At 54.6% G+C, this 25,222-nt stretch carries 24 protein-coding genes and 1 pseudogene; 11 read left to right on the forward strand and 14 right to left on the reverse strand.

Annotated features, from left to right (window positions below; all coding sequences use genetic code 11):
- From AC56KW_RS24365 to AC56KW_RS24380, 4 genes and pseudogenes are all read left to right on the forward strand, one after another.
- Positions 1 to 271: pseudogene (locus AC56KW_RS24365) on the forward strand (hypothetical protein); the annotation flags it as partial.
- 11 nt (positions 272 to 282) lie between these two features.
- On the forward strand, positions 283 to 663 hold the full coding sequence (locus AC56KW_RS24370; protein ID WP_497173209.1) for a hypothetical protein: 381 nt from the start codon (positions 283 to 285) through the stop codon (positions 661 to 663).
- Positions 660 to 1,325 (forward strand): glycoside hydrolase family 19 protein, encoded by a 666-nt coding sequence (locus AC56KW_RS24375; RefSeq protein WP_497173210.1) that lies wholly within the window; start codon positions 660 to 662, stop codon positions 1,323 to 1,325. Before AC56KW_RS24370 ends, AC56KW_RS24375 begins: the two co-directional genes overlap by 4 nt.
- A complete protein-coding gene (locus AC56KW_RS24380) occupies positions 1,322 to 1,789 on the forward strand; it encodes a hypothetical protein (RefSeq protein ID WP_497173211.1) in 468 nt (155 codons plus the stop codon). The genes AC56KW_RS24375 and AC56KW_RS24380 overlap by 4 nt, the downstream gene beginning before the upstream one ends.
- Positions 1,790 to 1,857: 68 nt before the next feature.
- On the opposite strand, the gene mntP is transcribed toward AC56KW_RS24380, so the two are convergent.
- Positions 1,858 to 2,424: a manganese efflux pump MntP gene (gene mntP / locus AC56KW_RS24385; RefSeq protein WP_497173212.1), complete on the reverse strand. Its 567-nt coding sequence runs from the start codon at positions 2,422 to 2,424 to the stop codon at positions 1,858 to 1,860.
- 585 nt (positions 2,425 to 3,009) lie between these two features.
- Here mntP and AC56KW_RS24390 point away from each other — a divergent pair.
- Entirely contained in the window at positions 3,010 to 3,297 is a 288-nt protein-coding gene (locus AC56KW_RS24390) for a hypothetical protein (protein WP_497173213.1), read from the forward strand.
- 581 nt (positions 3,298 to 3,878) lie between these two features.
- Here AC56KW_RS24390 and AC56KW_RS24395 read toward each other — a convergent pair.
- From AC56KW_RS24395 to AC56KW_RS24405, 3 genes are read right to left on the reverse strand one after another with little or no spacing between them, the layout of a single operon-like run.
- Positions 3,879 to 4,142, reverse strand: coding sequence for a hypothetical protein (locus AC56KW_RS24395; RefSeq protein WP_497173214.1), 264 nt, complete (start codon positions 4,140 to 4,142; stop codon positions 3,879 to 3,881).
- Between the two features lie 41 nt (positions 4,143 to 4,183).
- Positions 4,184 to 4,579 carry a response regulator gene (locus AC56KW_RS24400; RefSeq protein ID WP_497173215.1) on the reverse strand — a complete coding sequence of 132 codons (396 nt, stop codon included), beginning with the start codon at positions 4,577 to 4,579 and terminating at the stop codon, positions 4,184 to 4,186.
- A complete protein-coding gene (locus tag AC56KW_RS24405; protein ID WP_497173256.1) occupies positions 4,510 to 4,974 on the reverse strand; it encodes a hypothetical protein in 465 nt (154 codons plus the stop codon). Before AC56KW_RS24405 ends, AC56KW_RS24400 begins: the two co-directional genes overlap by 70 nt.
- A 25-nt stretch (positions 4,975 to 4,999) precedes the next feature.
- Between AC56KW_RS24405 and AC56KW_RS24410 the strand changes: the two genes are divergently transcribed.
- Positions 5,000 to 5,251, forward strand: a complete 252-nt coding sequence (locus AC56KW_RS24410) for a hypothetical protein (RefSeq protein WP_497173216.1) — start codon at positions 5,000 to 5,002, stop codon at positions 5,249 to 5,251.
- A 1,022-nt stretch (positions 5,252 to 6,273) separates the two neighbouring features.
- Here the strand turns inward: AC56KW_RS24410 and AC56KW_RS24415 are convergent.
- On the reverse strand, positions 6,274 to 7,467 hold the full coding sequence (locus AC56KW_RS24415; RefSeq protein ID WP_497173217.1) for a tyrosine-type recombinase/integrase: 1,194 nt from the start codon (positions 7,465 to 7,467) through the stop codon (positions 6,274 to 6,276).
- A gap of 259 nt (positions 7,468 to 7,726) precedes the next feature.
- On the opposite strand from AC56KW_RS24415, the gene AC56KW_RS24420 reads away from it, so the two are divergent.
- Together AC56KW_RS24420 and AC56KW_RS24425 are read left to right on the forward strand one after the other, a co-directional pair.
- Positions 7,727 to 9,502, forward strand: a complete 1,776-nt coding sequence (locus AC56KW_RS24420; protein ID WP_497173218.1) for a hypothetical protein — start codon at positions 7,727 to 7,729, stop codon at positions 9,500 to 9,502.
- A 736-nt stretch (positions 9,503 to 10,238) separates the two neighbouring features.
- Entirely contained in the window at positions 10,239 to 11,411 is a 1,173-nt protein-coding gene (locus AC56KW_RS24425) for a competence protein CoiA family protein (RefSeq protein ID WP_497173219.1), read from the forward strand.
- A gap of 189 nt (positions 11,412 to 11,600) precedes the next feature.
- Here AC56KW_RS24425 and AC56KW_RS24430 read toward each other — a convergent pair whose 3' ends face one another.
- The 3 genes from AC56KW_RS24430 to AC56KW_RS24440 all read right to left on the reverse strand — a co-directional run bounded on the left by AC56KW_RS24430 (position 11,601) and on the right by AC56KW_RS24440 (position 14,550).
- Complete coding sequence (locus AC56KW_RS24430) at positions 11,601 to 12,359, reverse strand: hypothetical protein (RefSeq protein ID WP_497173220.1); 759 nt, start codon at positions 12,357 to 12,359, stop codon at positions 11,601 to 11,603.
- A gap of 1,590 nt (positions 12,360 to 13,949) precedes the next feature.
- Positions 13,950 to 14,258: a hypothetical protein gene (locus tag AC56KW_RS24435; RefSeq protein WP_497173221.1), complete on the reverse strand. Its 309-nt coding sequence runs from the start codon at positions 14,256 to 14,258 to the stop codon at positions 13,950 to 13,952.
- A gap of 43 nt (positions 14,259 to 14,301) precedes the next feature.
- Entirely contained in the window at positions 14,302 to 14,550 is a 249-nt protein-coding gene (locus tag AC56KW_RS24440; RefSeq protein ID WP_497173222.1) for a hypothetical protein, read from the reverse strand.
- A 697-nt stretch (positions 14,551 to 15,247) separates the two neighbouring features.
- Here AC56KW_RS24440 and AC56KW_RS24445 point away from each other — a divergent pair.
- Entirely contained in the window at positions 15,248 to 15,622 is a 375-nt protein-coding gene (locus AC56KW_RS24445) for a hypothetical protein (protein WP_497173223.1), read from the forward strand.
- Positions 15,623 to 16,743: 1,121 nt separating this feature from the next.
- Here the strand turns inward: AC56KW_RS24445 and AC56KW_RS24450 are convergent.
- The 5 genes from AC56KW_RS24450 to AC56KW_RS24470 form a co-directional block, all read right to left on the reverse strand.
- Positions 16,744 to 17,103 carry a hypothetical protein gene (locus AC56KW_RS24450; RefSeq protein ID WP_497173224.1) on the reverse strand — a complete coding sequence of 120 codons (360 nt, stop codon included), beginning with the start codon at positions 17,101 to 17,103 and terminating at the stop codon, positions 16,744 to 16,746.
- A 2-nt stretch (positions 17,104 to 17,105) separates the two neighbouring features.
- On the reverse strand, positions 17,106 to 17,768 hold the full coding sequence (locus AC56KW_RS24455; RefSeq protein WP_497173225.1) for an AAA family ATPase: 663 nt from the start codon (positions 17,766 to 17,768) through the stop codon (positions 17,106 to 17,108).
- Between the two features lie 2,151 nt (positions 17,769 to 19,919).
- Entirely contained in the window at positions 19,920 to 20,837 is a 918-nt protein-coding gene (gene repC / locus AC56KW_RS24460; protein WP_497173226.1) for a replication protein C, IncQ-type, read from the reverse strand.
- On the reverse strand, positions 20,827 to 21,771 hold the full coding sequence (locus AC56KW_RS24465) for a helicase RepA family protein (protein WP_497173227.1): 945 nt from the start codon (positions 21,769 to 21,771) through the stop codon (positions 20,827 to 20,829). The genes repC and AC56KW_RS24465 overlap by 11 nt, the downstream gene beginning before the upstream one ends.
- The gene (locus tag AC56KW_RS24470) at positions 21,768 to 21,974 is read right to left on the reverse strand and encodes a helix-turn-helix transcriptional regulator (RefSeq protein ID WP_497173228.1); all 207 of its coding nucleotides are present in this window, start codon (positions 21,972 to 21,974) and stop codon (positions 21,768 to 21,770) included. The genes AC56KW_RS24465 and AC56KW_RS24470 overlap by 4 nt, the downstream gene beginning before the upstream one ends.
- A 790-nt stretch (positions 21,975 to 22,764) precedes the next feature.
- Between AC56KW_RS24470 and AC56KW_RS24475 the strand changes: the two genes are divergently transcribed.
- Both AC56KW_RS24475 and AC56KW_RS24480 read left to right on the forward strand, forming a co-directional pair.
- Positions 22,765 to 22,902, forward strand: coding sequence for a hypothetical protein (locus tag AC56KW_RS24475; protein ID WP_497173229.1), 138 nt, complete (start codon positions 22,765 to 22,767; stop codon positions 22,900 to 22,902).
- A 443-nt stretch (positions 22,903 to 23,345) separates the two neighbouring features.
- Entirely contained in the window at positions 23,346 to 23,657 is a 312-nt protein-coding gene (locus tag AC56KW_RS24480; protein WP_497173230.1) for an H-NS histone family protein, read from the forward strand.
- A gap of 310 nt (positions 23,658 to 23,967) precedes the next feature.
- Here the strand turns inward: AC56KW_RS24480 and AC56KW_RS24485 are convergent, their stop codons facing one another.
- Positions 23,968 to 25,080, reverse strand: a complete 1,113-nt coding sequence (locus AC56KW_RS24485) for a sensor histidine kinase (RefSeq protein WP_497173231.1) — start codon at positions 25,078 to 25,080, stop codon at positions 23,968 to 23,970.
- Positions 25,081 to 25,222: the final 142 nt, after the last annotated feature.

The following is a 25,222-nucleotide window of genomic DNA, read 5'->3' on the forward strand; positions in this document are numbered from 1 at the left end:
CGTGATCGACTTGCCGGCCGAGCTGGAGCAGGGCGCCGAGGCCTGGTTCAAGGCGCACCGCGGCGCGAAGTACGACCTGCTGGGCAACCTGCAGTTCGTGCTGTCGCCGATCCCGCACAGCAAGGGCCGCTGGTTCTGTTCCGAGGCCGTGGCCGCCGCGCTCGGCATCCCGGATCCCTGGCGATACTCGCCTGGCACGCTGGCCAGCGCGCTCACCCTTCTCCAACCCGCTCCGGCGGGTTTTGTTTTTTCTGATGCACCAACACCATGAAAGCATCCCAAATGAGTGAACCAATTTCCGGCGCCGCCGCCGGCGCCTTCGGCTGGAAGCTGCTGGGCGGCATGGCCGGCATGGGGGCGATCGGCGCCGGCCTGGCGGCGGTGGTCGTGATGTGCATGATGACGCCGCGCAGCCCGCGCGAGTGGGCCGTGGGCCTGATCTCGACCGTCGTGTCGTCGATCGGCGGCGGCGCGGCCGTCATCCAACACTACGGCCTGGACGCCTGGGCACACAAGCCGATCGGCCTGGTGGCGATGCTGGGCCTGGTGTTCGCCTGCGGGCTGCCGGGCTGGGCCATCGTGCGCTGGCTGTTCAACTACATCGAGGCGAAACGGAATGCGACGCTTGCCGACGTGGTGCGTGACGTGCGAGGCCAGCCATGATCGTCTCCGTCGAAACGATTCGTCGTGTAGCGCCGCAGTGCGGCTCCAACGCCGCCATCGTCGCCACCGCGCTGGACCCTGCGCTCGAGCGCTTCGGGATCAATACCCGCCGGCGCCTGGCTCACTTCCTGGCCCAGGTGGCGCACGAAAGCGGGGGCTTCACGCGCAAGCGCGAGAACCTGAACTACACGCCGGCCGCGATCCTGGCCACGTTCAACACGCCGAAGCTCAAGCGATTCACGCCGGCGCAGGCCGATCTGCACGGACGCACGGCGGCCCACCCGGCCGACCAGCAGGCGATCGCCAACATCGCCTACGCGAACCGCATGGGCAACCGGGGCCCGGAGAGCGGCGACGGCTGGCGCACGCGCGGCGCCGGCTGGATGCAGATCACCGGCACCACGAACCACAACGCCGTCGCCGACTTCTTCGGCCTGTCGCGCGACACCATCGGCGCCTGGCTGTCGACGGATATGGGCGCGGCCCTGGGCGCCGGCTGGTTCTGGCACGTCAATGGCCTGAACCGCTTCGCCGACGTCGATGATGTCGACGGCGTGTCCGACTGCGTGAACATCGGGCGCAAGACCGAGCGGATCGGCGATGCGATCGGCTACGTCAAGCGGCGCGCGCTGACCGACCAGGCCATGAAGGCAATTTCATGATCCCGGCCCAATACCGCGCGGCGGCGGCCGGCATCGCCGTGCTGCTGTCGATGGCCCTGGCCGGCGCCGCCGGTTGGGCTGCCAACGGCTGGCGACTCGATGCGGCGCACAGGGCCGACATCGCCGCGCGCGATGCCCAGCTGGCCGCCGCCAAGGATGTCGCACGCCTGCGTGAGCAGGACTGGACCGCTCAACGAAACCAAGCTCTCGAAAATGCAAACTCTCGTGATCAGATCATCCGCACTCTGGCTGCTGGCTCTGCCAGCGCTTCTCTCAGCTTGCGCGACACCCTTGCCGCCATTAGCCGCGGCGTGCCCGACGCTTCCGTGGAAGCCCTCCGTCACTCAACCACAACCCTCGCAGCCGTACTCCAAAACTGCCAGAGCGAATATCGAGAGCTGGCAGAAAAGGCTGACCGGCATGCCAGCGACGCATTGATGCTTGAGCAGGCGTGGCCTGAGTGAGCCACAAAGCCGCGAAGGACCGATTTCGCCCCTTAGCTGACTTGCAGGCCCAGCGATGGGGCGGCCTATCAGGAAGCTTTCCCCATGTGTTCGTACAGAATCAATGCACCGATCGTGATGAGAACCAAGCCGCCGATCAGTTCGGCACGCTTGCCAGCGATAGCCCCAAGCCCCCTACCGACCATGACGCCGATGGTCACCATAATGAAGGTTGCAGTGCCGATCGCGGCGGCCGTGGTGAGGATGTCTGCATCGAGAAACGCAAGGCTGGCCCCTACAGCCATAGCATCGATACTGGTTGCAAAGCCGGTGATGGCCAAGCCCCAGAATGTATGCGCACTGGGTTTTTGCTCATCATCATCTTTAGAAAAGCCCTTGAGCACCATGTGTGAGCCTAAGATGGCCAGCAGAGCGAAGGCGATCCAGTGGTCCCATGATTCGACGTACGATGCTGCAGCCTGACCTAATGCCCATCCGATGATGGGTGCAATCCCTTCGATGACGCCAAAGATCAGGCCAGCCCTGAGGGCTTCTTTTAGATGAGGTTTTTTCAGAGATGCACCTTTGCCAACCGCGGCGGCGAAGGCGTCGGTGGACATGGCGAGGGCGAGGGCTACCGTAGAGAAAATATTCATAGGGGGCTTTCGATCGGGCTACGCAAAGGCACATCACGCGGCCCGATCGAACGCGTGACGTGCCAATGGTCTCGCCAACCTTGCGGCTACCCGTACCACAACGCGCGATGCGTCGAGTATGTTGATACGGAAACTTCCAGATGGAAGCAGGCTACTCCCCAGAGGGTGCAGGATTATAACTTATGGCTCAGTCAAGGCCGCTCCCGGCCAAATGCAGCCAGTCGTGACTGCAGAGTTTAAGCGAGCATTTGCGCCGTAGCAAACTGTAGAGGCTTTACCCGCTGCTCTATATACGCAAGCGCGAGCCGAGCGATAGCTCGCCAGCGCGCTGCCGGCACCTTTCCCGGCGATCGACCCGCTACTAGAGGCCCTGACACTCACGGCCGAGGACCTGGCCTTGTGCCGGACGTTGCTGCTGAAATTCTCGCCGACGGAGCAGACATTGCTCGAATCGTGCGGCAGTACGACCGGGTCGTCGAGCGCTTCCAGGCGTGCAGGGAAGTGAGCGCCAAGTAGGCTATCCTGTCGGTCCGAAACCCTTCGCGCCGCGCTGCGGCCGGATCATCTACTGGCTGTGATCAAACCTTGAAAACTGTTCTTGTAGTAGAGCCAAACGCCTTTGTTACAGAGACGCTTGCGAAGTCCTTCGCCGCCGAGAACATTGTTCTTGAGGCGCATGGCCCCTATATGGCAGCGCGGGCGATCCACGCAATACAGTTCGACTTCGTGATCGTTTCGAAAGAGCGGGAGCATGATCGTGGCTATTCCGCCTTATTTTCAACCATGCGTGCGGTCGCGCCGGCCACGCGGATCCTCTCAATGTCGGAATCGGGCGAGACTTCGTCAACCGCGGCGCTGGACACCGGGATCTAGGGCTTCACTCGTTCTGTGGACACATTCGACGGCTTGGCGGCCGCTGCGCCGTGGTCCACGGTGTATCAGCGCGCGCTACACCACGGTCGGGCTGACGCCGCTTCATGCAGCGCGCGCACCTCTGCGGTCATGCCGAACACTCGGCGTTCCAAAGTGAAATCTCTGTACGACAAAAGGTGATACCCTTCAATATCTCGGACCAGCTGGCCGACTGTGACTGTGAAGGGTGCCGCTCTTCGTTCCAGCCCTACTAAAACAGCGAGATGGATATGAATTCGGAAGCTACCTTTACTTGCCGCCGGCACAATCATGTGCACGCTGCGTATGTGAACGCGGCCTTAACGGTATTCGAACACGTCGATTTGCGTCACGCCGAAGATATGCTTCATCGAGCCGGCGTGCCGAATGAGGTCATTGCTAGGATATTGCTCCAGGAAGGACCGCATAGACCAAGACCTTCAGCGTTTCCGGACGAGCCGAAGGTAGAATCTTCTTGATAGCTGCATGTCGCACCTTGAACGCGAAATAAATACGCTTGAATGCGAACAATTGGCTAAATGCTCGACAACGAGACGCCTTGGTTAGTCGAGCGCGGGCAGGCAGTCTTGGTTGTCACCGCTCAGCGAGCGACGGATTGCAGGCTGCGCATCTGGCAAACCATGCAGGCGGCGACGTGAGTCTTTTTTGGCAAGCAGGCGGTAAGCCTCGTGTACAGGAACACCGATGTCATAAAGCGCGCGCGAAGAATAGTTAATTCCATTCTTGTTCTGCGTGATCAGTACCCAATTAATGCGGGCTGCCTTAACGATGTCAGTCCTACGTTGCATCGTCCGATGGTAGCACATTCAATACTCCTCGGCACAAGCAGGGATGCTGAAGGTAAAGGTCACGAACGTTCGTTGTGTTCAAAGAATGTATCCAGGATTTGGAAAAATTCTTCAAAGTTGAGAGGCTTTCGAAGATTGGCGTTGAAGCCGGCACCGGCTATTTCAGATGCTAGTTTCCTGCCCCACAATCCGCTGGTTGCGATGAGCAACATGTTTTGGCCATGGGTCGTCTTCCTGAGTTCACACGCTAACTCGAGCCCTGACATTTCCGGCAACTTGATGCTGGAACAGATCACATGTGGATGGAAGCGCGCTACTTCAGCAAGGCATGAGGGACCATCTAATGTTGCGCGCACCTCATACCCTTTCATCTGAAGGAGTTGCGTTAGCGAATCGCCGGAATCGTTGTTTCCATCGACAACGAGAATGCGGCGAGACCGATTCGGTAGATCCATACAAAGTGCTCAGGAGTAGCTGCGGGACGAGTAAAAAATACCCGGCAGGCCTGCCGGGTAAAGGCACGCTGTCTGAAGGGAGAAATCAGCGCAAGATAAATGTATCGGTCAGGTTCCGCACGAGGCGCACGATTGACTGCCAGCATAAAATAGCTCCGGGCTGGTCCGGCGATAACAGTCGTGCCCACGCCGCGGGCCCCCCCTGCGATCAACACGCGCTGTACAACGGCCATGCTGGAGCCGGCCTCATGCAGCACGCGCACGCCGGCTGCTAGACCAAACACGGCCGCGATGTTCACTGCAAGGTCAACCTGCACGGCGCTCAAGCGGTCTATTCGTCTATTCATTTCACTATAGTAACGGATGGAGTTCCTGGGCAATTTGAGCGAGATCAAACTTCGCTGCTGCTATACTGTATAAATGAACAGTATTAAGCGAACTGTCCGCGAGCCGCTCACCCGCACCCAACTGCAAGAGATCCAGGACCGGCTGCGCGGCTCCGCAGATGGTCGTGCGCTACTGTGGGAGCTATTCCGGCTGCGCGCGCTGGCGCTCCGGACGCACGACTACCTGCGCGTCAATCCACAGTCGTCAACGGCGACGATCATGCGTGACTCACTTCTCCGCGATTTGGAGGCCGAGCCGGTGGTGCAGGAGCAGCCGAAGCTGTAGCGTCCTGACCTGTACTATTGAGCAGGGTCAACCTGAATCAAAACTAGGGGGGGGGCGGTGCAGCGGCATCCGCGCCTCATCCATAGTACGAGCGACCTCCGCTAGGTCGTTGTCGGGAAACGGGGAAATGCCGAAGCATGGATAGATTCGTAGCATCTACAATCATCGCATCCACTGGCGAAAAGCTGCGCTATTCAATCTTCCCGCATTCAATCGAATCAAGCACTTACACCGAGACAATCAGTGAATGAATAGCGCAGGGCGCTCGGCGCAAGGTTTTGATTCGATTGCCAAAAAAGACGATAGAGCGTCTGACTTCTAAACAGACGCTCAGGCGACTAGAAATCTCGCCATATCAATATCCAACCGCCCGATCGAGCCTTGGATATCTCGACAGCAACGCTAGCGAAAATGATACCCAACGCAAGCCAAAAAGCGCCGGTTGCAAGTATCGTGTAGCTCCCAACCAGAGCGCGCTTTAGCTGCCCTTCGACCCCGCTAATTTTAGCGTTTAAATCGTTTTCAGTAATCTGAATCTTCGTCGTTAATAGATTGTGATTTCGGAGCACCGAGTTATTGGTTGAGATAATTTCAGCATCTATCCGCTTTATGCTATGTTCTAGAACGGCTACCCTGTCTTCTATAGTGGTAGGCAGAATGGATCCGCAAACACTGGCACTCGCTGATGTCGACTCCGACGCTTCTGCCCAGTGCACAGTTCCGCTTACTTTTTTGGAAAACCCTAGGCCTTGCTTTAGCCATTCGACATTTCTTCGAATTACTCCTGTGGACCCAAAGTTACGGGCGGACCCAACCAAGTCATGCCATACCGTGAATGCTCCAAGAAGTTGAAGCAGCATTCCCCAAAACCGAATCCGAAGATCCGATGGCCCTGGGTAAATAATTGCCAGTACAGATATTGCGAATAGGCTGAGGTTTAGCCAAAACAGCTTGTTTTGACAAGCCCACTGCCACTTATTTTTTATCCAAGTCATCATCTTTTTTATTGGCAAGAAGTTTAGTTACGTGGCTAGGCAGTAATTGGCCCAAACCTGCATCAGCACTTTACGTTTTTCGATCAGGTCTCCTCGACGGTAAGCGGCCTCGACCTTGTCGGGTAGGCTGTGTGCCAGGGCATGCTCGCACACTTCCCGCGGGAATGTGTTACCTACCGACTCCGAGCACCAGTCGCGGAAGGTCGACCGGAAGCCGTGCATGGTGATGTCGCCCCGGCCCATCCGCCGCAGCACGGCGGTAAGGCTCATATCTGACAGCAATGACCCCTCCTTCCGCCCGGGGAAAATCGCCCCCCCCAGTCTCGGCGTTTTATTCAGGATTTCGATCGCCTGGGTGGATAGCGGCACACGGTGCTCGCGCCCGGCCTTCATTCTCTCCGGCGGCACCGTCCATATGGCCGCGTCGAAATCGATCTCATCCCAGCGAGCGCCCCTGATCTCGCCAGACCGGGCCGCCGTGAGGATGCCAAACTCGACCGCTCGAGCGGCAATTCCTTCACGCTGGCGAAGTCCGATCATGAAGCTGCCGATCTCTTGCCAGGGAAGGGCGGCATGGTGCGTCACGCGCGCGACCCTGTTCGGGTCGGCCAGAAGGTGGTCAAGGTGGCCGCGCCAGCGGGCGGGATTCTCGCCGACGCGAAAACGGCTGACGGTGGCCCAGTCCAATATGCTTTCGATGCGACCGCGCAGCCTGGTAGCTGTCTCCGTCTTCTCCTGCCAGATCGGCTGGAGCACCTTCACGACCAGCGCGGTGTCGATCGCTGCGACCGGCAACGCGCCGATGATCGGACTAGCGTAGGCCGCGATCGTGCTTTCCCACTGCGCCGCGTGCTTCACATTTTTCCAGCTGCCTCGATGCGCGGCGATGTATGATGAAGCGCAGTCGTCGAACGTGATCGCTTTCGCGCGCTCCAGGGCATCGCCGAGCTGGGCAGCCTTGCGCAGCTCCAGCGGGTCGCCGCCGGCGAGCAGGGTGGATCGACAGTTTCGGGCATGCTCGCGCGCCTGGGCGAGTGACACGGTGTGCAGCGGCCCGAGGCCCATCTGCCGTTCCTTGCCGGCGCGGACGTAACGGAAGATCCAGCTTTTTGTGCCGGTCTTCGAAACCTGCAAATAGAGCCCGCCGCCGTCGCCGTAGTAGCCAGGCTCTTTCATCTTGTTGACAACCAGCGCCGTCAGCTTCTCAACCGTCCGCCCCACTTCCTACCCCCATTCCTACCTCCATTGAACACATAGATTGTAATGGATTCCGGTAGACGCTAGTAGAGCTATTGAGGTCTATTTCTCCTATGGCAGTAGGCTAAAAATAGACGCACGTAGACACTAGGAGATATGGCGGAGGCGGACACCGCTTCCGCCAGAGTTGCATAAGTAGCTGATTTTCCTTATCTTACTGTTTCTAAAAGATTTTTTGGAGGCAGGTGTGACAAAGAAGTGTGTCAAAGATGAGGAAAACTCAGTGCCAAAATACATGTCTCGTCGTGGCGACGGACGTAGTTCAAACTACGTAGTTCGGCTCGTCGCCCCAACCTCCATCCAGCCTTTACTCCCCAAGAAAGAGCACGTTTTCCGAAAGTCGACGGGTACTGCCGACCTGCGTCGCGCGAAAGTGGTCGGAGCGGAAATCATTGCAGCCAAGCTTCGTGAGTGGCATTCCTTGCGCGAGCTAATGCTGGAGAAACGTCCCGCGATATCCACCCCCTTGAGCGAACAGTTGATTCAACAAATTGTCGGCTCCCGCTTGCAATCGTGGCTGGCTACAGATAACAGGGAACGGCTGGGTGAGGCAGGCCTCGATGAGGAGCATCTCGCTGAAATTGAGGAGTTCTGCAGCTTCTCCGACGGAGTCATGCGCAGCATACTTTCACAAGGACGCGCATCGCGCGCCTGGGATAGTGTTGTAGAAGACGTGATGGACTGGTGCCTTACGCTCGGCTATGACGTCGAGTTAACAGACCCAAGTTTCCCTCTTCTCATGCGCGCGTATGCCCAGGCAGAGAGAAGAGCGCAACAGTTCATTTCGGCACGCAACTGCGGCGAGGACCCGCCGCAGGACAGCCTTGTGCCAAAAAATGGCACTCGCCTGTCTGCTATGAACGATGAATTCATCACCTACAAAGCTCCTTTGGTAGGGCCAAAGCCAGTAAGCATGGCCATTTCAATTTGGAACAAGTTCATAGCGTTTAACGGAGACACACTTCTCGATGACGTAACATCAAATGACATTTATCGATTCTTCGAAGCGCAATTGTTTACGGCAGAAAAAAAATGGTCGCAAGGATATGTTGACGGGCACGCAAGACGAGCGCTAAAAGAAATCTTTGCACTCGCCCGTACCAAGTCGCTGATGACAACCGATAATCCGGTTACCAAGGTCGAGATGATGCCGAGGTTATCTGAGCATGAGAGGAAGCTGCGCCTGAATCCACGGTTCGCGTTTTCCAGCGAGCAAATCAATACACTGTTTTCGTCTGAATGGTATAAGCCAGACACAAAGCAGTTTCGCGGCAAGCTCGGTGTTGATTTGGCGGCCCGCTATTTCGGGCCATTGATTGGCCTTCTTCATGGTACGAGAGTGCGCGAATTCCTGCAGCTAATGACCAGCGACGTTCTGGTCGACAACGGAGTCCTATGCTTTAAATTCCAGGTCGAACTCCCGCAAAACGCTGAATTGGTGACGCAGCCCTTGTTGAATCCACGCATTGACAGTAGTGCGAAGTCGGGCCTCCCTGTGCGCAGCGTAAAGAATGTTAGTGTGCTAAGGACAATTCCAGTTCACCCAAGACTGATTGAGCTCGGATTCGCAGAGTATGTAGAATCACGTCGTAAATTGAGTGGAATTGAAGCGCCGTTGTTTGAGTCGTCGATTCCAACTCCAGGCGGGATATCTCCGATGTGGGGCAGGGCATTCGAGCAAAGTTTTCTGCGTTATGTACGCGATACTCTCAGCTTCGGAAGTGGCTTCGGCTCGCACAGTTTCCGACACCAATTCGAGGACCGTATCCGAGATTGTCAGGCCCGTCGCGGCGTGTGGCCGGCTGGGATTTCTCAACTACTTTCAGGGCGGCAGCTTCCACGCGACAAAGACCGGGATTTTTTTCGTGAGGTCGGTAGCGAACAGAGTTACGGAAATGGCTATCAGCCGTCGGCAGTGCTTCCACACCTAGAGAAGCTAATTTTCGACGACATCAAGTTTCCGGTGGCTTTTCAAACTTGGTCGAAGTCAGCCAAGTAGACGCCAGCAGCGTGGTACTCTACAGTTTCGAAACGCAATGTCCGTCGCCGTGAGAGCATTTGCATGGGTTCTGGCCTACAAGCGCGCTTTGAATTGAAAACGACAAGTTTGAAAGGCAGCGCGGCGCCCCCACCCGAAGTGCAGAAACCGCGCGCGCAGGTAGGCGCGCGCAGTTTCTGCCCGACGGCGTCTAGGTAGATGCTGGTGTTCGCTGCAGGCCTGGCTGCCACACCAGCTATCAAGTAAACGTGAAGGGATAAGTGTGAAAGTTAAAGACCTGATTGCTCAATTAAATAAGCTTGACCAAAATCTCGATGTTTATTGTTTCGAGGATGGCCCAGTGCCACTTCACAATGACTACCCCGGACCATTTGACGTCACCGACGTTAGCTCTCAGCGGGTGCTGATTTCCAGAGATTCTACTGGCCGAGTTTTAATCAATTTCGACCGTGATGCCCCAGGCGCTAGGGAGCGTGCCTTAATCGGAATCACTTCGGATATGTAATTGTGTTGGACACCTTGCCGCTCGTCGATTCATCGTTTGCCAAAGCACCGTTGGCCAAAAAGGGGAGTTCTTCTTTTTCGCGACTATCGGCGACAAGACCAGCGCTATGCAGTCTCTGCAGTTAGACGCGCTTCATGGTTAAATCAGGACTGGTAAGCGCCTGTGGCCGCAAGGCAGAACATCTGCTCTGCTCTGAGTTGGCAACTAATTAATCGGAGTAAATCCAGCTAAATGAGTGGCGAGCGCATCCCATTTGGTTTCAACAGCCTTGGCGTCCTTGTTGATGTGACCGAAGTCACTCGCGGCAATAGTTGCGGGTGCGTTTGTCCCAGTTGTCGTGCTCCTCTGTCTGCCCGACAGGGAACCAAGGTCAGCTGGTATTTTGCCCATGTCGCAGGCACTGAATGTGACTTGGGCTATGAATCTGCTCTTCATCTCGCGGTTAAGAAGCTTATTAGCGAAAACAAGTCGCTGATGCTTCCGGCGTGCATTGTCGTCGCGCGAAAAGGCGTTTTCCTCAACGAGCCACCAGACGCTGTGTCCTATCAGTATAGGCCCCGAGACCCTCGAGAAGGATTTAAGCCTGAGGAGTTCGACCTGAAAAATCCGCACGAAGGTGTTGGACGTACTGCACACATGCAGGTTAACTTCGAACAAGTCGAGCTCGAGCAGTGGGCGGAAAACATGCGGCCTGACATAGTTGCGAGCTTAGGCGGCAAAAAGCTGTTTATTGAAGTTGCGGTGACGCATTTTGTCGACAGTGAAAAACTAGATAAAATCAAGCGTCGCGGCGTTTCTACAATCGAGTTAGACCTGTCCGAGTACCACCGCACTCAGTGGACGTGGAATAAATTGAGAGATGTTTTGTTTTCCTCAACGCTTGAGAAAAATTGGCTTCTTAATGGATTAGCGGAGACCCGGGCGGAAGATGACCTTAATGCTAGAGTTGTTCGGGTTGCACCAATTCTCGCCGCAAGAGATAAGGCGCAAGCACTTGAAAAATTGGCCCGCGATAAAGAGCGAGAATTGGCTCTGCAACAATCTTCTAATCGGCGTAAGTATTTCGAAGAAAACTTTGCAGCAACTCACGACATCAAAATACGGTGGAGCAGTAGGCTTACGCATCATCTTGAGCTCAGCCCTAAAAACACCAGAATAACGGCGTGGTACACTACACCTCATAAGCAGCCGGCACTCTGCGAGTTCGTGGCAGTGCAATTCAGGGGGAGGTATAACGCTCGTTTTATGCAATGGGAATTTCCACCATCAGAGGAATTGTTCTACAAAATAGCTGAGTTCGTTCTTAAAAAATCTGGCGGTGTTGTCTCCTATTTTAAATGCCCACCTGAAGCCCGCATCGTCGACATCCCAGAAATAATCAAAAAGAACATGCCGCGAGGTTAGACATGAATTCTGGAGATAGCAGTCAATTGCCCGCTTAGCTAGCTGGTGTTTGACAACTGCCCAACCTTTCGCTTGGGCTTGTCCGATGACGGGCATATATCCGACGTTTCGCGGCCACTTGGTCGTTGGTGTTTGCTTACCGCAACGCTGCAATCGTTCACCTGTTCCATATCCCCCTGCTTACGAATTCTAATAATCGCTGCTCAGTGACTTTGCATTTTCCAGCATAGAAACAACAGTCCGTTCGGGAACAAAAACAAGAAGAGCTTTATTAACGACGGTGCCCAAGAGCTTCAGGTTGAGCTCTTCATGCCACGCACGAGGAATGTCAGCGCTGACGACTAGCGCCTTTTTCTGCCGGTTTATGCCCTGAAATCCCGGCATCCTGCGCAGCGAACTCAACAGTTTGACAAGGTAGTCAGGCTTTCTTTCTCTGCTTGAGCGAACTCGCCCGGCGGCCTTGTGAAAGGCGTGACGCCACCGCACCATGTAGGCATCTTGAAGCACCCAGGTCCATACGTGGTCAAGGTCGCCATTGCGCCGGCGAACTGGGCGGGAGACCAGTTCGTACTGTTTCAGCCACGGTAGGCGCGTGGAAGGGTTGCGAGCGTCACGCGTGCATTTTTCTCCGGCGAGGTTACCAACACCATCGGTCGCCATAAGCCAGAACAGCCATTCACGGACGGGCCTCTCTACGGGGTAGCTATCTTTCGGGAAGAGTATGAGGCGTGCGCAGGAGCGGCCCCGCGACCGGTCATTGTCACGCATGCCGCGCGTCGCCAGCACGCGATATTGCCGGTCGAATTTCCCGATGAGTGGCAGGAGCTTTTCCGCTTGCACTGCGCCTGTCTGGAAGAAGTGATAGCCGTGCCCAGCCGCCTCTGCGATGTAGCGCATGGCTGCGGTTTTGGTTACTGCGACCGGTACGTCATAGATTTTATCTTCCATTTCAGCGCTCCTTGTTAGTTGTTTGCCTTCGTATAGCGACAAGGACGCATGGCGATGATTTCGGCGGAAATAAGGACCGAAATGGCGAAGATTTCGGTGGCTCCAGCCGGAGCCGCATGTTTTCATCACCTGTGCCGAAGGCACCTAAAAAGAGGCCAAGAAAATTTTTGCGAAGGCTTTTTCGAAGTCGCTATACATGCCAGGACACTCATTGCAAGTGTTACTGCAGGGCTAGCCACCCTCAAGCCAATTTCGTTGGCCTGGGGGCGCGCCAACGCCCCCAGAGCCGTACACACAGTTGATGCACTGCCATCTGCTTTAGTCGAGCAGCAAGCAGCAGCGTCGGGACCGCCGGAATTGCACGTAGTGGTGCCCGTCCGGCGATAACGGGCAGCCAGGGAGCGCCACTCCCTGGTTGACCCACACGCCGTACTCAAGCAAGCCGCGAGAGAGGGCGCGAACGTCTCAAAGGACCACCTCGCAAGAGAGTGGCGCTGCGGGAGCAGTCGGTGTCCGAAAGGGCTCCCGAATGTGAAAGCAGATGAAATCCGAAGCTACGGAGAGACCAGGTATCAAATCCTGGACTTGTATCGGGGCGCGAAAGCGTCCGCAAGCTACCCACACCTAGAACTCTGCTAGGCACCCGCAAGGGGCTTGGTGCGCATCTCAACTACCGAAGGGATATGTCCGTGACCTCGAAAGAGAGCGGCGTAAACGCGGGGCACCATCTTGCGCAAGCAAGATGGGTTCGGGGAGAGCTTAAGGGTGTAAGTGCGACTAACGTTGACGGCAGGGATGCTGTTGGCCAGGCGTTGCATTGGGAGAAAAAGAAACGGACCGCAAGGTCTTGCCGTGGGATGAGGTGGTTGGTACCCCTCATCGGTGCGAACTGATGGAACTTCGAAGAAGCGCAAGCGTTTGGGCCTCTTGGCTGCGTGACGGGACACCTCGGTGTTCGCCCGCTGGAAACGGGATTCGATGATTCTTAGGCACGGCTACTTTTTTGCAGATACTCCATTGTGAAGACGGGAAGGTTGGCCGGTGACGGCGTTGTTGTTGATGGGGCTGACTACCCTTTAGACAGCGCACTATCCGAGATGCGGGAAACCGTATCGCGCCGACGGCTGCAAGATGATTAGTGATGGCGCAAGCCAGGCAACAGGAAGATTCGCACGAAAACCCTGGTTGCTTGCTCGTATGGGCGACACGAAAGTCCTAACCGACGCGAAAGGCGTCAATTGTGTGGTTGTATTAGGCTCAGTCCGGACCGCTTGGCGGCGGGGCCGGATTCCGATTCCTTGGCCGGGATACGGAGAAGTTTTGAGCACCTTGGCGGGTGCAAAAAATGAATTTACTTTAAGGTTTCTTATTAAAACGGGGATGGTTACGCTATCCCCGTTTCCGTAACGTAACGGTCTTGAGGTTATTGCCCAATACCTCGGGCGGTGATAGGCGAAGTTCGAGTCGCGAGCCATTAAAAAAGCGGAATCCGTAAAGGATTCCGCTTGAATGAATTTTTTAATCCTGGTTGGTCATCACTGGATGTTTTCCAAGACGTCGCAACTCTTCTAAATTACCGTCCCCGTCCAGTCAATGATGAGTGTGGTGCTCCGACTTAGGAAAGTTAAACATCCATGGATTTACTTCCCTCGCGAGACGCATCAGATACAACTGATAGCTGCTAATCAACCATGCGGTTAGCTCAGAAAAGACGTTCGACTTATCTTCCATTGCAACTTCTTCACATGCTGCAAACGCAGTTTCGATTCGCTCTACTAAGAACGGCACCGCATCCTCCGGAAGCTCCTTCTCATGGGCCATCCTCTTTGAAAGCTCTGGGCTGTAGGTCCGCAGGTCGAGAAATCTTTCAACAATATCTCCAACGTCAAGTGCTCTCATAATTTTTTTCTCTGGCGTTGTAAGCGACGGCCAAATCCCGGCATCAGGTTAGGAAAATGGCGTGTTGCTCCGTTCCTGCACAACCCTGCTCGATGTCCTCTTCCGATGCACGCAAGTATTCGTCGAAAAAAATCGCTCCCGTTCCCAGTACTACTTGCTCCACGGCTCTTACCTTGCAGTCTTTTGGGATGCGGATGATATGGCTAACGAGGCGTGTCCTGTCGCGCGCCTGCTTCTTACTCTCAGCCTGGATGAAAGCAATCGTGAACCCCATTTTAGTGAACTCAAACATCTTAATTCTAAGCGTCATTTCTTTTGTCCTCAGTATCGCAGCATACCGCTGCTAGGGTGTATAGCAACTAGGGAAGAATAGACGTAACAATTTTCGCAAATAACTCCCGCGACTAAATCGCATTAATTGCTGAGGTTTGCAGTTGGTGAAAATAAGATTTATTAATCGATGTTGATAGATATCGTTTGAGCCAGTATACCGCCTTAGGAAGAGTGCCGTTATAACGGTATTATCAATTAAGATAATACTAAGCGTATATGCGATTTGCGAAAGTGTGACTCTCTAGCGCCGTAATGCCAGAAGTCTACGTAAGCCCTTGATGGGCACCGCTTCGCCGTCAAGCTCAAGTTGTGAGATGTGGCCGATATACAGACACTGAGCGTAGCTATTGACGAAGTTTTAAATTTCAACTACAGTATTATTGAGATTTTATGAAATAATTATAAGGCATACGTCATATGTTAGACAATGATTCGAATACGCGCTGCATTGAAGCTATTAAGCTGACGGTTCGCTTTGTGCTACGAAATTGCGTACAGCTTAGTATTTTTTTACTTGGGATTTGCGCGTTCTTCGGGAAAGGAGCAGGCCCGGGGGCAACGTTGGGCTTGCGATTGTGGTTTTGTATTTTACGGTAGCCTATAAGAGTTATGGTCGCCGAAACAGAGCATCTTCAATCATTGCAGGATTAGCAGGTTTGACAGCGACAGATGTGGCTTCTGTCTGGTACAGTACTGCGGATGGCGAGTGGGATGCGGAATCGAACTCTTCAATCGGATTCATGATGGCAGGAGTGGATGCGATGGGGAACCCCATTGGCTTTGTTATGAATTCGGATATGACCTCAGACAGCGATGTTTCGATGTCCGATGATTTTCATCACAGCGTCAACCCTGCGAATTCACTGCCCATGATAAATGATATGGTAGACATCCACGGAAACATGTTTGGGACTACTTCCGTAGACGATATGATTAATTCCAGCAATTCTCCGTTTGATGATAGCTTTTCTCATAGTTCCTTCGATAGCAGCTTCCATAGTCATACATTTGACGATGACTGGAATAGATGAGGCAACGGGAATAAAGTGTCAGGATGGCAGAGTAATAGGCGGAAAATCCGATTCTGCTTTTCACGCTCCCTGTGATTCGTTATTCTTTTGCTAAACAGTTCGAGGGCCATCGGACGGGTTATCATGTTGGCACTGGACGCTGTTCGTTTCGGCTTCGACGTCTGGTCGGCGCCACTTTGACATGGCACAGCTTGGGGTTTATCTTGACCCGAGACCCGAGACCCGTGCCGTACAGCACTTGGATGCTTGGCAGCACGCCTATCGCCGATTCGCGTGGTTATCAAAATTGTTCGTGACGCGGCCGTAGATGGTTTTCCTCAGCGTCGGTTGGAGATTCGCCGACACTTCATCCAAAGTTTGCATCAAAGTTGTGCGAGTTAATGCCATCACTCGACGGAAAGCCGGACAGCCCTTTGACGCTTCCAACGGCAGAGGCCGCGGTGGCGGCTGAGGCGATGACCGCATCCATTGTCGGAGTGCCGTTCTTGGGGCGGAGGAGAGGCAATCGAAGTCTGAATAGTGGTCGCTGGCCCAATCGTCGTGGCACCTTCGACCGCCACTGCGGTAATGCGACTCCGGTCCACTACCGTCCAGGCGACCAGAGTAAAGCTGCTCTGAATTGAGGGCACTCAGTGGCGTTGACCAATATTGCAAGGCCGGCTTTTTGCGCTCGTATCGATGTGGGCAGCGTTGATACTGGCCTTGGCTTACGTGGAGGGATGGAGCGCACGGATACTGATACTGCGCGCCCACTCGCGAGCGCCGCCGAGCAATAGCGCATTGCCGCCGTTACGAACCGACGGTACTCCTCTCATTATTGAAGAAGGTTAATGTACTGTCAGATGTGCTGACCTCCCTATGGCGCCGTCGACTAAGCTGATGAGCGCCGCGGAAGTCATCAGCCCTCAGCGGTTAAGGAAGTTCGCGCGGCATGAAGCGTCTATACGGTATCTCGAAATTGAACTGTATGCCCGGTACGACGGGTCCACCACGTCGGGTTTACCGCATTCAATGCAAATCGGTGCGAAAAATGCTGACCTTCGGCGCGACCTTGAAAGATACCGTTGCGTTGAAAAATACCGTCATAACGCAGCATCACGTTATAACGGTATGTGAATGAGTTATTTTTTTCTGCCCGGTAATATTTTCTCGAGCTGGTCGAGGGCCTGTATCAAATCCTGGCCTTCAAGCAAATGCAAGGCCTGCAATCCGGCGCGAATTACCTCACTTTTGCTCGTTGAAATTCGTCCCGCTTTTGCTGCGGTGCGACGCACTGCGTCGATGAGCGCGTAGTCGCTAGGAGGTAACGAAAACGTATCCCGCACCACCAAGGATTTCTGCGGCGCCGATACTGGCTCGGGAGCGGGGGGCGACGTCTTAAGGAGAATTGAGTCTGCTTCCGCGAACCGGTCCTCCAATGCCTGGTCTTGATGCGCAACCGTCGAACGGAGCGTATTGTTATCGAACATTTTTTTCGTCATGGTTACTCCCCTAGCAAAGCCAGTACTTCGTCGGCCAAGGCGCGAACTTCATCGGCAGCCGGCTTGGCGTCTCGGCCTAACGCGGACATCGATACGCCACTCACGACTGCCTCCTGGTAAGCGGTCCGATTCGTCAACCTCGAGGACATCAACGGAATTCCGAACTCGGCCAATTCACGCATGATTGAATTCGATAATGACGTCCGAACGACCCGATTGGGCAAGATGCGGGCCACCAAGGCCGGATTAAAATCCGCTCCCCGCTCGATAAGGCGTATGGCCCCCAAACATGCCCATACATCGGCGGGCGAGGGCGGCGTTGGAACGATGACCAAGTCGGCGATGAGAATTGCCGACTGCGGACTTAACGAATCCAATCCCGGCGGACAGTCGACGATGATGAAATCGTAGTTCCCCAGCTGCTTTTGGATTTCTCGATGCACCTTCCCTGCGTACGCTGACAGATTCACTACCGCTGCCGGAAATGGCTTGCCTTCCGGGGCTGCGTTTGCCCAAGCGGACGCCGAGGCTTGAGCGTCGCAGTCCGCCACCATAGTCCTGTATCCCCTCTCGGCGAGCTCAGCCGAAAGGGTCATAGAAGTTGTCGTTTTGCCAACTCCCCCCTTGGGGTGGGTCACGGCGATTAAGCGTGCTTGTTTCTGCATATGTCTTTCCTTGTTTTCGAGGGTTCAATCGGTTGGAACGGCGGTAACCGTTCTATCAATATGTAGCGAAACCGATTTATATCTGCGGCGCAAATTGGTGTTTGGATTACGACTGCCGCTGGACGGTGCGGGTACACTCGCAGTGGTCAGCGGTAGAATGCAAGGGCGCGCTTTCCAATGTGTCGCAAATCATCTTCGCGTTGTGGCCTGAGACTGTATAGCGAATAAGCAGTAAAACAGCGGCCGCGATGTCAATTCTTTAACTGAGTAAAGTAGTTGACCTTTGATGGATTCACCTAGGACAAGCCGTCTCTGATAGTGTTGGCGCGAGGGGGTAGGGGTGTCTGCTACCACTGCCGGAATATAATGAGAATTGATAGGATGCAACCGGTATGATGGAGTAGTACGATTTGGCTGATATATTAGGTAAACGGTTTGTCCCACATTATTTTATGGATTTGTCGCGTATGTCGATGTCAGCAGCAGGCCGGCTCCGGAGCTGTGCTTGCACGCTGTTAACGCGGTGAGCGCTATGCGCGACCTAGCTCACTTAGGAGTCGCGCCCGCTATGAATGGAGGCTTAGGAAGCGGGGCAGGCGTCATAGGAGTGGGGAAGTGTCATCTAAATTGACAATCGGCGCGGAACGCCATAAGCGGCCGGAGCTATCGTGCGAGACGCAGCCCACGACCGTTGGCCAAGGAGCGGTAGGTACCGGCGGCCGACGCTGAAATTGGCGACTGGACTGGACGGCACACGGCGTCTTCCTGTCCAAGTTCGGTTGAAGCTCGTCGCGGCATCGATTGTGCCAAGGGTTCGCTGTACTGCCGGACGCCCTTGGACAACTGCGCGTGAGCGCCACTTTCATATTTTTTAAGATAAGTTTTTTAGGAGAAGTCGGCCCGACCTCCGTTGCCAGGCAAGCCCGTTTTTTCCAAGCGAGGACTGCGCTATAGGCGCGGACCGAAGCGTCGTCTATAGTTATTCCTAGTGGGGGCCGGTAGTGGGCCTGTGACCGCTATTTCGGAGTGGTTTTTTCCTATGTTTTGTGCGTTTTTTTGTTGTCGTCGATAGTTCCCAGCGCGCGGCGATAGTTCCCGGTTTTGTCGTCGAAAGTTCCCGGACTTTTTCTCCACGGCTTGCATCCCTCTTTGAGAGAGGGGGGGTAATTCCCTCGGCGTTGCAAGTAGTCCTCCATATTTGCTTTTGATGGGGGCGACGACGCAGCGGCGCTGGGACGAGACTTCGGGGGACGCTGCCCTTGGGGCAACTGTGCGTCAGCGCACTTTGATATTTTTAGTATAAGTTTTTGGAAGAAGTCCGGGCCCGGCCTCCGTTGCTAGGCAAACCCGTCTTTTCCAAGCGAGGACAGCGCCCCATGGGCTCAGCCCGCAGCGTCGTCGATAGTTACTTCTAGTGGAGAGCATCCGGTGACCCGGCGGCTGATATTTTGGAGTGGTTATTTCCTATGCTTTGCGTTTTTTACCGTCGTCGATAGTTCCCAGCGCGCGGCGATAGTTCCCGGTTTTATCGTCGATAGTTCCCACTCCCTTATCCACTTCCGATATCGCCCTTCGTTGACCGTCACGTGTTTTCCGATGACGTCCGCGGCGCCGCGCCGCCAGACGGGCCTTTACGGTAGCGTAGTGGGAGCGGTTGGCCGGGGCGTGGACGGAGCATATCGGTGGAAATAACAGGCCCGAATGCGGGGCGTTCGGTTTCGCGTTGACGGTGGCGTTGAGAGCGGGCCAAGTCACCACGGCGTTCTTGCCCAACGGCCGTAGCGCTCAGGGGCCTGTAGGTAAAGCACCGGTGCGACACCCGCCACGACCGCTATGCGCGGGTCAGTCAACGATGCGCTCTATCGCCGGCGCCCGGCAATCCGCCGTTGGCCTTTGTAGTGGCGCTTGCCGGAACGTGTGTGGATGCTTCGCGCCCATTGCGCGTAAGAGGTCTTGTCTGAATCAACGAGCGATTTGCGTCTGGCGTTTGGCACGGTGTTTTCGACAGCTACTTCGTTTGAGGAGAAGGACGAACCCGCATGTCGTTGCCAGGTCTGCGGGCTCTTCGCGCGCCACGACCCGCGCACAGATGAAGGGCGCAGCGATAGCTGCGCTCTTTAAGGCACAGGGCGAAATCGCTGCGGCAACGCGTCATAGAAGGGGAGCTGTCTCCGAATCTGTTCGGACCGTTTCGCGCTTATCAAGGCTCAGTTGCACGCGGCCATTGTCAGCCGTTTTGCCGATGATAGTGGCCTCGTTGATGCGCCGGATTTCGACGTGGCCGCGAGGCAGTAGGACACAATGCCACGCGGGCAGTTGGCCAATTGCGAGTAGCGCGGCACGCAGCTTCTCGTCGCGACTGCGGCGTGTGCTGCCTGTCACTTCGCCGCCCCAGATATGCGCCTGCAGCTTGCCAATTGTCAGCCGACGGCTTGAGCCAGCGCGCATCGAACCGCTGAGGTAGGCATGCAGGGCCTTGGTGGATTCGTCCGGCAGCGTGTTGCGCTCTTCGAGCGAGATTTTAATAAACTGCTTGCCGTAGATGGCATCGGTTGCTCGTCGATTTAGCGCAATAATCACACCATTATCATTGCCACGAATCCAGGACAGGAGCCTCGACTCATACTCGATGCCATCACGACGTTCCCAAATAGTGGTTTCCGCCAGCCGTTTGACGGCGAGTTTGATGTTCGCGATGTTCTTCCCGCTGTGGGAACAGTAACCGGCTGCAATTTCAATTTTTCGCCAACGTGCTATCACGACGGAGACGTCAGATTGCGGACCCTCGCAGGATAGTTGATTCAACAGCTTCCCCTTGTCGCCTACCGCGTTATTCGGGTCGATGGAAAACGTTTGTTGCCCCGCAATCGACAGCAACGCTAGTAGTACCGATTGTTCCGGAATTCCCAGTTCATCGGGGCCACGCCAATGCAGTGTGGAGTTGCCAAACTCGAGGGTAACGTCGAGCTTTGCACGCGCCATTTTCTTTTTCTTCAGCACCAAAAACACCGGAGCGATGGCCAGCGCCGGCTCCTGGATGGCAAACTCAAAACGCATTTCACCAGCCATAGTTTCGCTCCTTCGTCGCCCGTGTCCCCGCGATATTTTTTTCCTGTCCGTTTTGTCGCGTGGCAGGCGATGAACCCTTCAAAATCGTGTGCATTAGCACTCCGCCTTCGAGTCGCTCGAACCACATCGTCGGTTCCGGCGCGATGTAATTTGCCTTCGCGAAATCGAGGCAGGCATAAGATTTGTGCTGCCCCGCCAGCCGATGCTTTTGCGCTACTTTCTCGGTCATGCCTGACAGATTGACTTGCCAACGCACGGCGTCTGTAAGCGCGCTTGAGCCGCGCGATGCTGCCGCCAATTCTGTGGCACCGTTGAATATCGCCCCTTTGCCGACGTGATGCGCCGCAATCACGGCGGCCCCGGTGTATTTCGCGAGCGCCTCGAGAATCTGCACGACGTGGGTCATCGCGGAAGAGCTGTTCTCGTCACCGTCATGCAATCGACGTAGTGGGTCGATGATGATTAACCGCGCTCCAACGCAGAACTTGCAAAGGGTCTCAAAAAACTCGGTTGTCTCGCCACTTTTGACGAGAGCTACTGACTGTCCTGCGGCCGGGACCAGTAGCAGATTCTTTTCTAGCAGAGCTGCGAAGTCGCTGTCGGCGGCCACGGTCGGGGCCGAAAATTTTTGACGGTGGATGTCCGTCCATTTTTTTATTGCGTGTAGGCGAATGCGAAGGATGTCGGACGACTCTTCGGCCGCGATGAGCACGACGCGCGCCGGCGCGCTGCGCGTAGTCAGCGGATTGTCGAAAACCGGCAAGCCTGTTGCAATTGCGACCCCCAGTTGGGTGAGCAACATTGTTTTCCCAACTCCTCCCGGCCCGACCACTGTGCCTACGGACCCGACTGTTAACCCCGGGAGTACGAAATCAAGCACGGGTGCGTTGGCGCCGAGAGAAGCGCGGATGTCCAGCGGAATTATCTTCTTCATTCCAAGTCCCCTCGGCGGTTTTCGACATGGCTGGCGAGCCAACTGTCGACATCGACTTGCCGCCAGCGCAGCAATCGCGTACCTGGGATATGGAGGCGAGGCTGAACAGCCAACCGATTCCTTTTCAAGTCCTTCTTAATCGTTTCCGGACTGCGACGGAGCAGGGTTGCAAGTTCATCTAGGTCCAACAATTTCTTGTCCATCAAATAGCTCCTTATGTGGCAGGCGACATTCCTTCTGAAGCCTGGGGATGCCGCGACGTGCCGGCAAACGACACATCGTCAGAGCAATGTATGGACCCGATTTATATGCGCCGAAGAATTTCTCAAAATTCTATAGGCCAGTTGGCTGTTGAATTAGTGAAGTTGTCATCTCGACTGGCACCGCCTACCAGGAACGACGATTGCGTTGGCATCGTTACATCGGCACGCAGAGCCGCATCCTCGCGAGTAAGGGGCCAGTATTCAGGCGGCCCCCTCGACAAAAGACGTTGTATAAAATCTCTGACGCGGGCGCCCAGAATCAGAATATTCAAACAAACAATATGCCAGTTACAAACGATGCAGACCGTACAATCCATTTATATTTTACCATGCTTACTTAAAATATATTCCATATAAACCTTAGGGACGCTATGGGGCATAAAATCCATATGGCTCGTGCGAATCGTACGAGCCGTATATATCGGTAACGCGGTAACACGTAACGGAGGCGGGAGGCAGAGCGGAATGGTTACCGTGTTACACGTAACCGGCGACCGGCCAGCGCTCGACTGGCCGATGCATCGGCGCCTCAATTTTCCGACCGCCGTAATTTCCAATTACACGTAACGTCGTGTCCGGGTACGTACTAGCGTTTTGTGAAATTAAATCGGTATTTATTGAATTCCTCGCAGCCTTCGTAAGCACTCACGACCGGATAGAACGCTATTTCGAATGGCGGGTACTATACATAGCAGGTCCTCAACAAAGGAGCAAACATGGAACTTTAATCATGCAGATGATTCTGAACGTCGCATATTTCGTTGTCGCTATTTTGGCGTTGCTTGGGGCAATCGAGTTTATGAAAAACAGTTGGGCAACTTTTAAAAAAGCGCTTCGTCAACACAGAGAGCGCAATACCCGAGAGTGAACGGCTCTGTTCATTTTGCCCCCGCGACGCGGGGGCTTTTTTCGTGGCTTGTGCTCAGCCCTGCCCATGTGCGCACCTAACCTGATTTTTGTAATAAATAATAGGTTGGCTATACCGGTTTTGAACGCAAAAGCAAGAATCATGGAACGTAGAGCAACAAAGAATTTCTTCGGATATGCAGCCGAGAGTCATCCGCTCAACTTGGTCCCATTTTGAGGAGGCGAGCTCCCAGTGCGTGTGGTTGGTAGCTACTTGTCCCCTAATGGCGGAGAGCGCTTTGGTGTTCAGAACGAGCGTGAAATCGCACAGTGTGGCTAGATAGGGAGTGGCAATTTACTCGTTAAAGGCGTAATAGCAGTATTTCAGTTTCACTTGTAGTATATTACTGCCGTTGGGGAGTATTTGGGGTTGCCAAATTTACTATTCACACTACAAGGAGAATCATGGATTTATCGAATATGTCTATCGGCGAACTGCGGTCACTACAAGACCGGGCCGCTCAGGAAATCAAAGCTCGTCAGAACCAAGAGGTTGCGAAAGCTCGTGAACAAATTCTGGCGATTGCGCAGAGTGTCGGCGTTCCTCTTGAGGAACTTATTCGCTCAACCAAAGCAGCCACAGTGTCGAAGAAGTCAGCTGTTCAATATCGCCATCCCGAGGATGCTTCGCTTGAGTGGACCGGTCGTGGCCGTCAACCGCATTGGATAAAATCTTGGCTAAATGAAGGCAAGACCATCGATGCATTGAAGGTCTAGCGTATCTGGCCGCGTCGATACAAGGTCGTCGCAGTCGGCTTGCTATCAGATGTTGTGTTGCTCCCGAACGTTCGAGTTTGCGGTTTGCTTGTCGGCCTTAATTAACTGTGTTACATGGCGCCTGACTAACGAACGTCGGCAACAACGAAGTTTCGTGTTATGTGTGGCGAACCGGGAATCGCTGGCTTTCTCGCTCTTTTCGACTCCTCTCGGGAGCCATGCGGTTCGCCCGTGTAATGTGTTTGTCGGTCAACCATTTGTGGAGGCAACTGCACGAGACCCCGAGCAGGAGATATGTCGTCTGATGTCGTCAACTGGCAGAAGCGTAGGAGCGACAATCTACTGGCATAGTGATTTTAAACGTCGTGCCGTCGAGCTCGGTACTGTTTACGGTGATGGCTCCGCCGTGGCTTTCTGAGACTAACCGTACGAAAGGTAGGCCCAGCCCCCACCCTGTAACGCAGACATCCTCAAAACGATGAAATGTGCTGAACAAGAGTTGGCGCTCATGCTCAGGAATTGGCGAACCTTCGTTATGCACTTCGACAGATATTAAGTTATCAATTCGTTCGACATGTACGCTTATCGGCGTGTTAGCGTGGCCATATTTTTGCGCATTTGATAGCAAATTTTCGAAAACTCGCTTCATTGAGTGCGCACACCAATGCCCAATAACTGATTCGCCTTTACTGATGATTGGTCGGTCTAGTGAAGTCATATCAGTGCATGCTTCATCTATTAGCTCTTTCATGTCGAACTGAACTATATTCAAACGGAGCTTTTTACGACCCTTCAAAAATGCTGCATCGAGCAGCGTCCCAATCATCGCGTCGATGTCGTGGAGCTTCATCCGTATACGTTGAGCGAGCGTCAGCACGCTAGCATCGTCCGATTTAAGTTGGATTAACTGTGCAGAAGCGTTTGCGACGTGGAGCGGATTACGTAAATCGTGCGAGAGCGACAAAATGAAAGTTTCGCCAACTTCTTTCTGGGCAACGGCGAAGGCATTGATAGCGTCGAGCGTCGCGCAGTCAATAGACCGGCCTATGAGCGAGCGGTGACGGTGCTCTAAGATGAGCTTATGGTCATCTGCCACCTCAAAAAGCACCTGTCTGAATAGCTGGAGCTCTTGTAGTAGTTCTCTTGGTCCATATTGCGTTGAGTTCGCGCGCTCTCTGCCATGTGAGGAGCTGGAGCCGGGGCCAGGCACTGCAACTGAATAGGGGCGCTCGGTTTTCAGTGCGGCTACTAGGTCGTCGAAAAATCTGCTTAACCCATTCGTCAGTGTTCGGTCATCCAGTCCACGCGATTCCGAGATTGCGAACTGGACGCATTCGCGCCATCGATGAAACACTGGCCCGCGCAACTCAAGAAGACGGTCCGGCAAATCGCTTGTGCCTGAGGAAACGGTAGCGTCGTTCACGTAATCTCCAGAATATCTACATGGCACGCTAATGCAGCTTGAAATCGGGTACGTCTGACGTCGAAGTGTACAGCAAGTATTTGCTCATGGGTTCTTTTCAGTCTGCGCGTATTGCGGTGCCTGAGTTAAACGATTCCTTTCA

The sequence above is a fragment of the Telluria sp. RT2P19 genome (genome assembly GCF_059685725.1).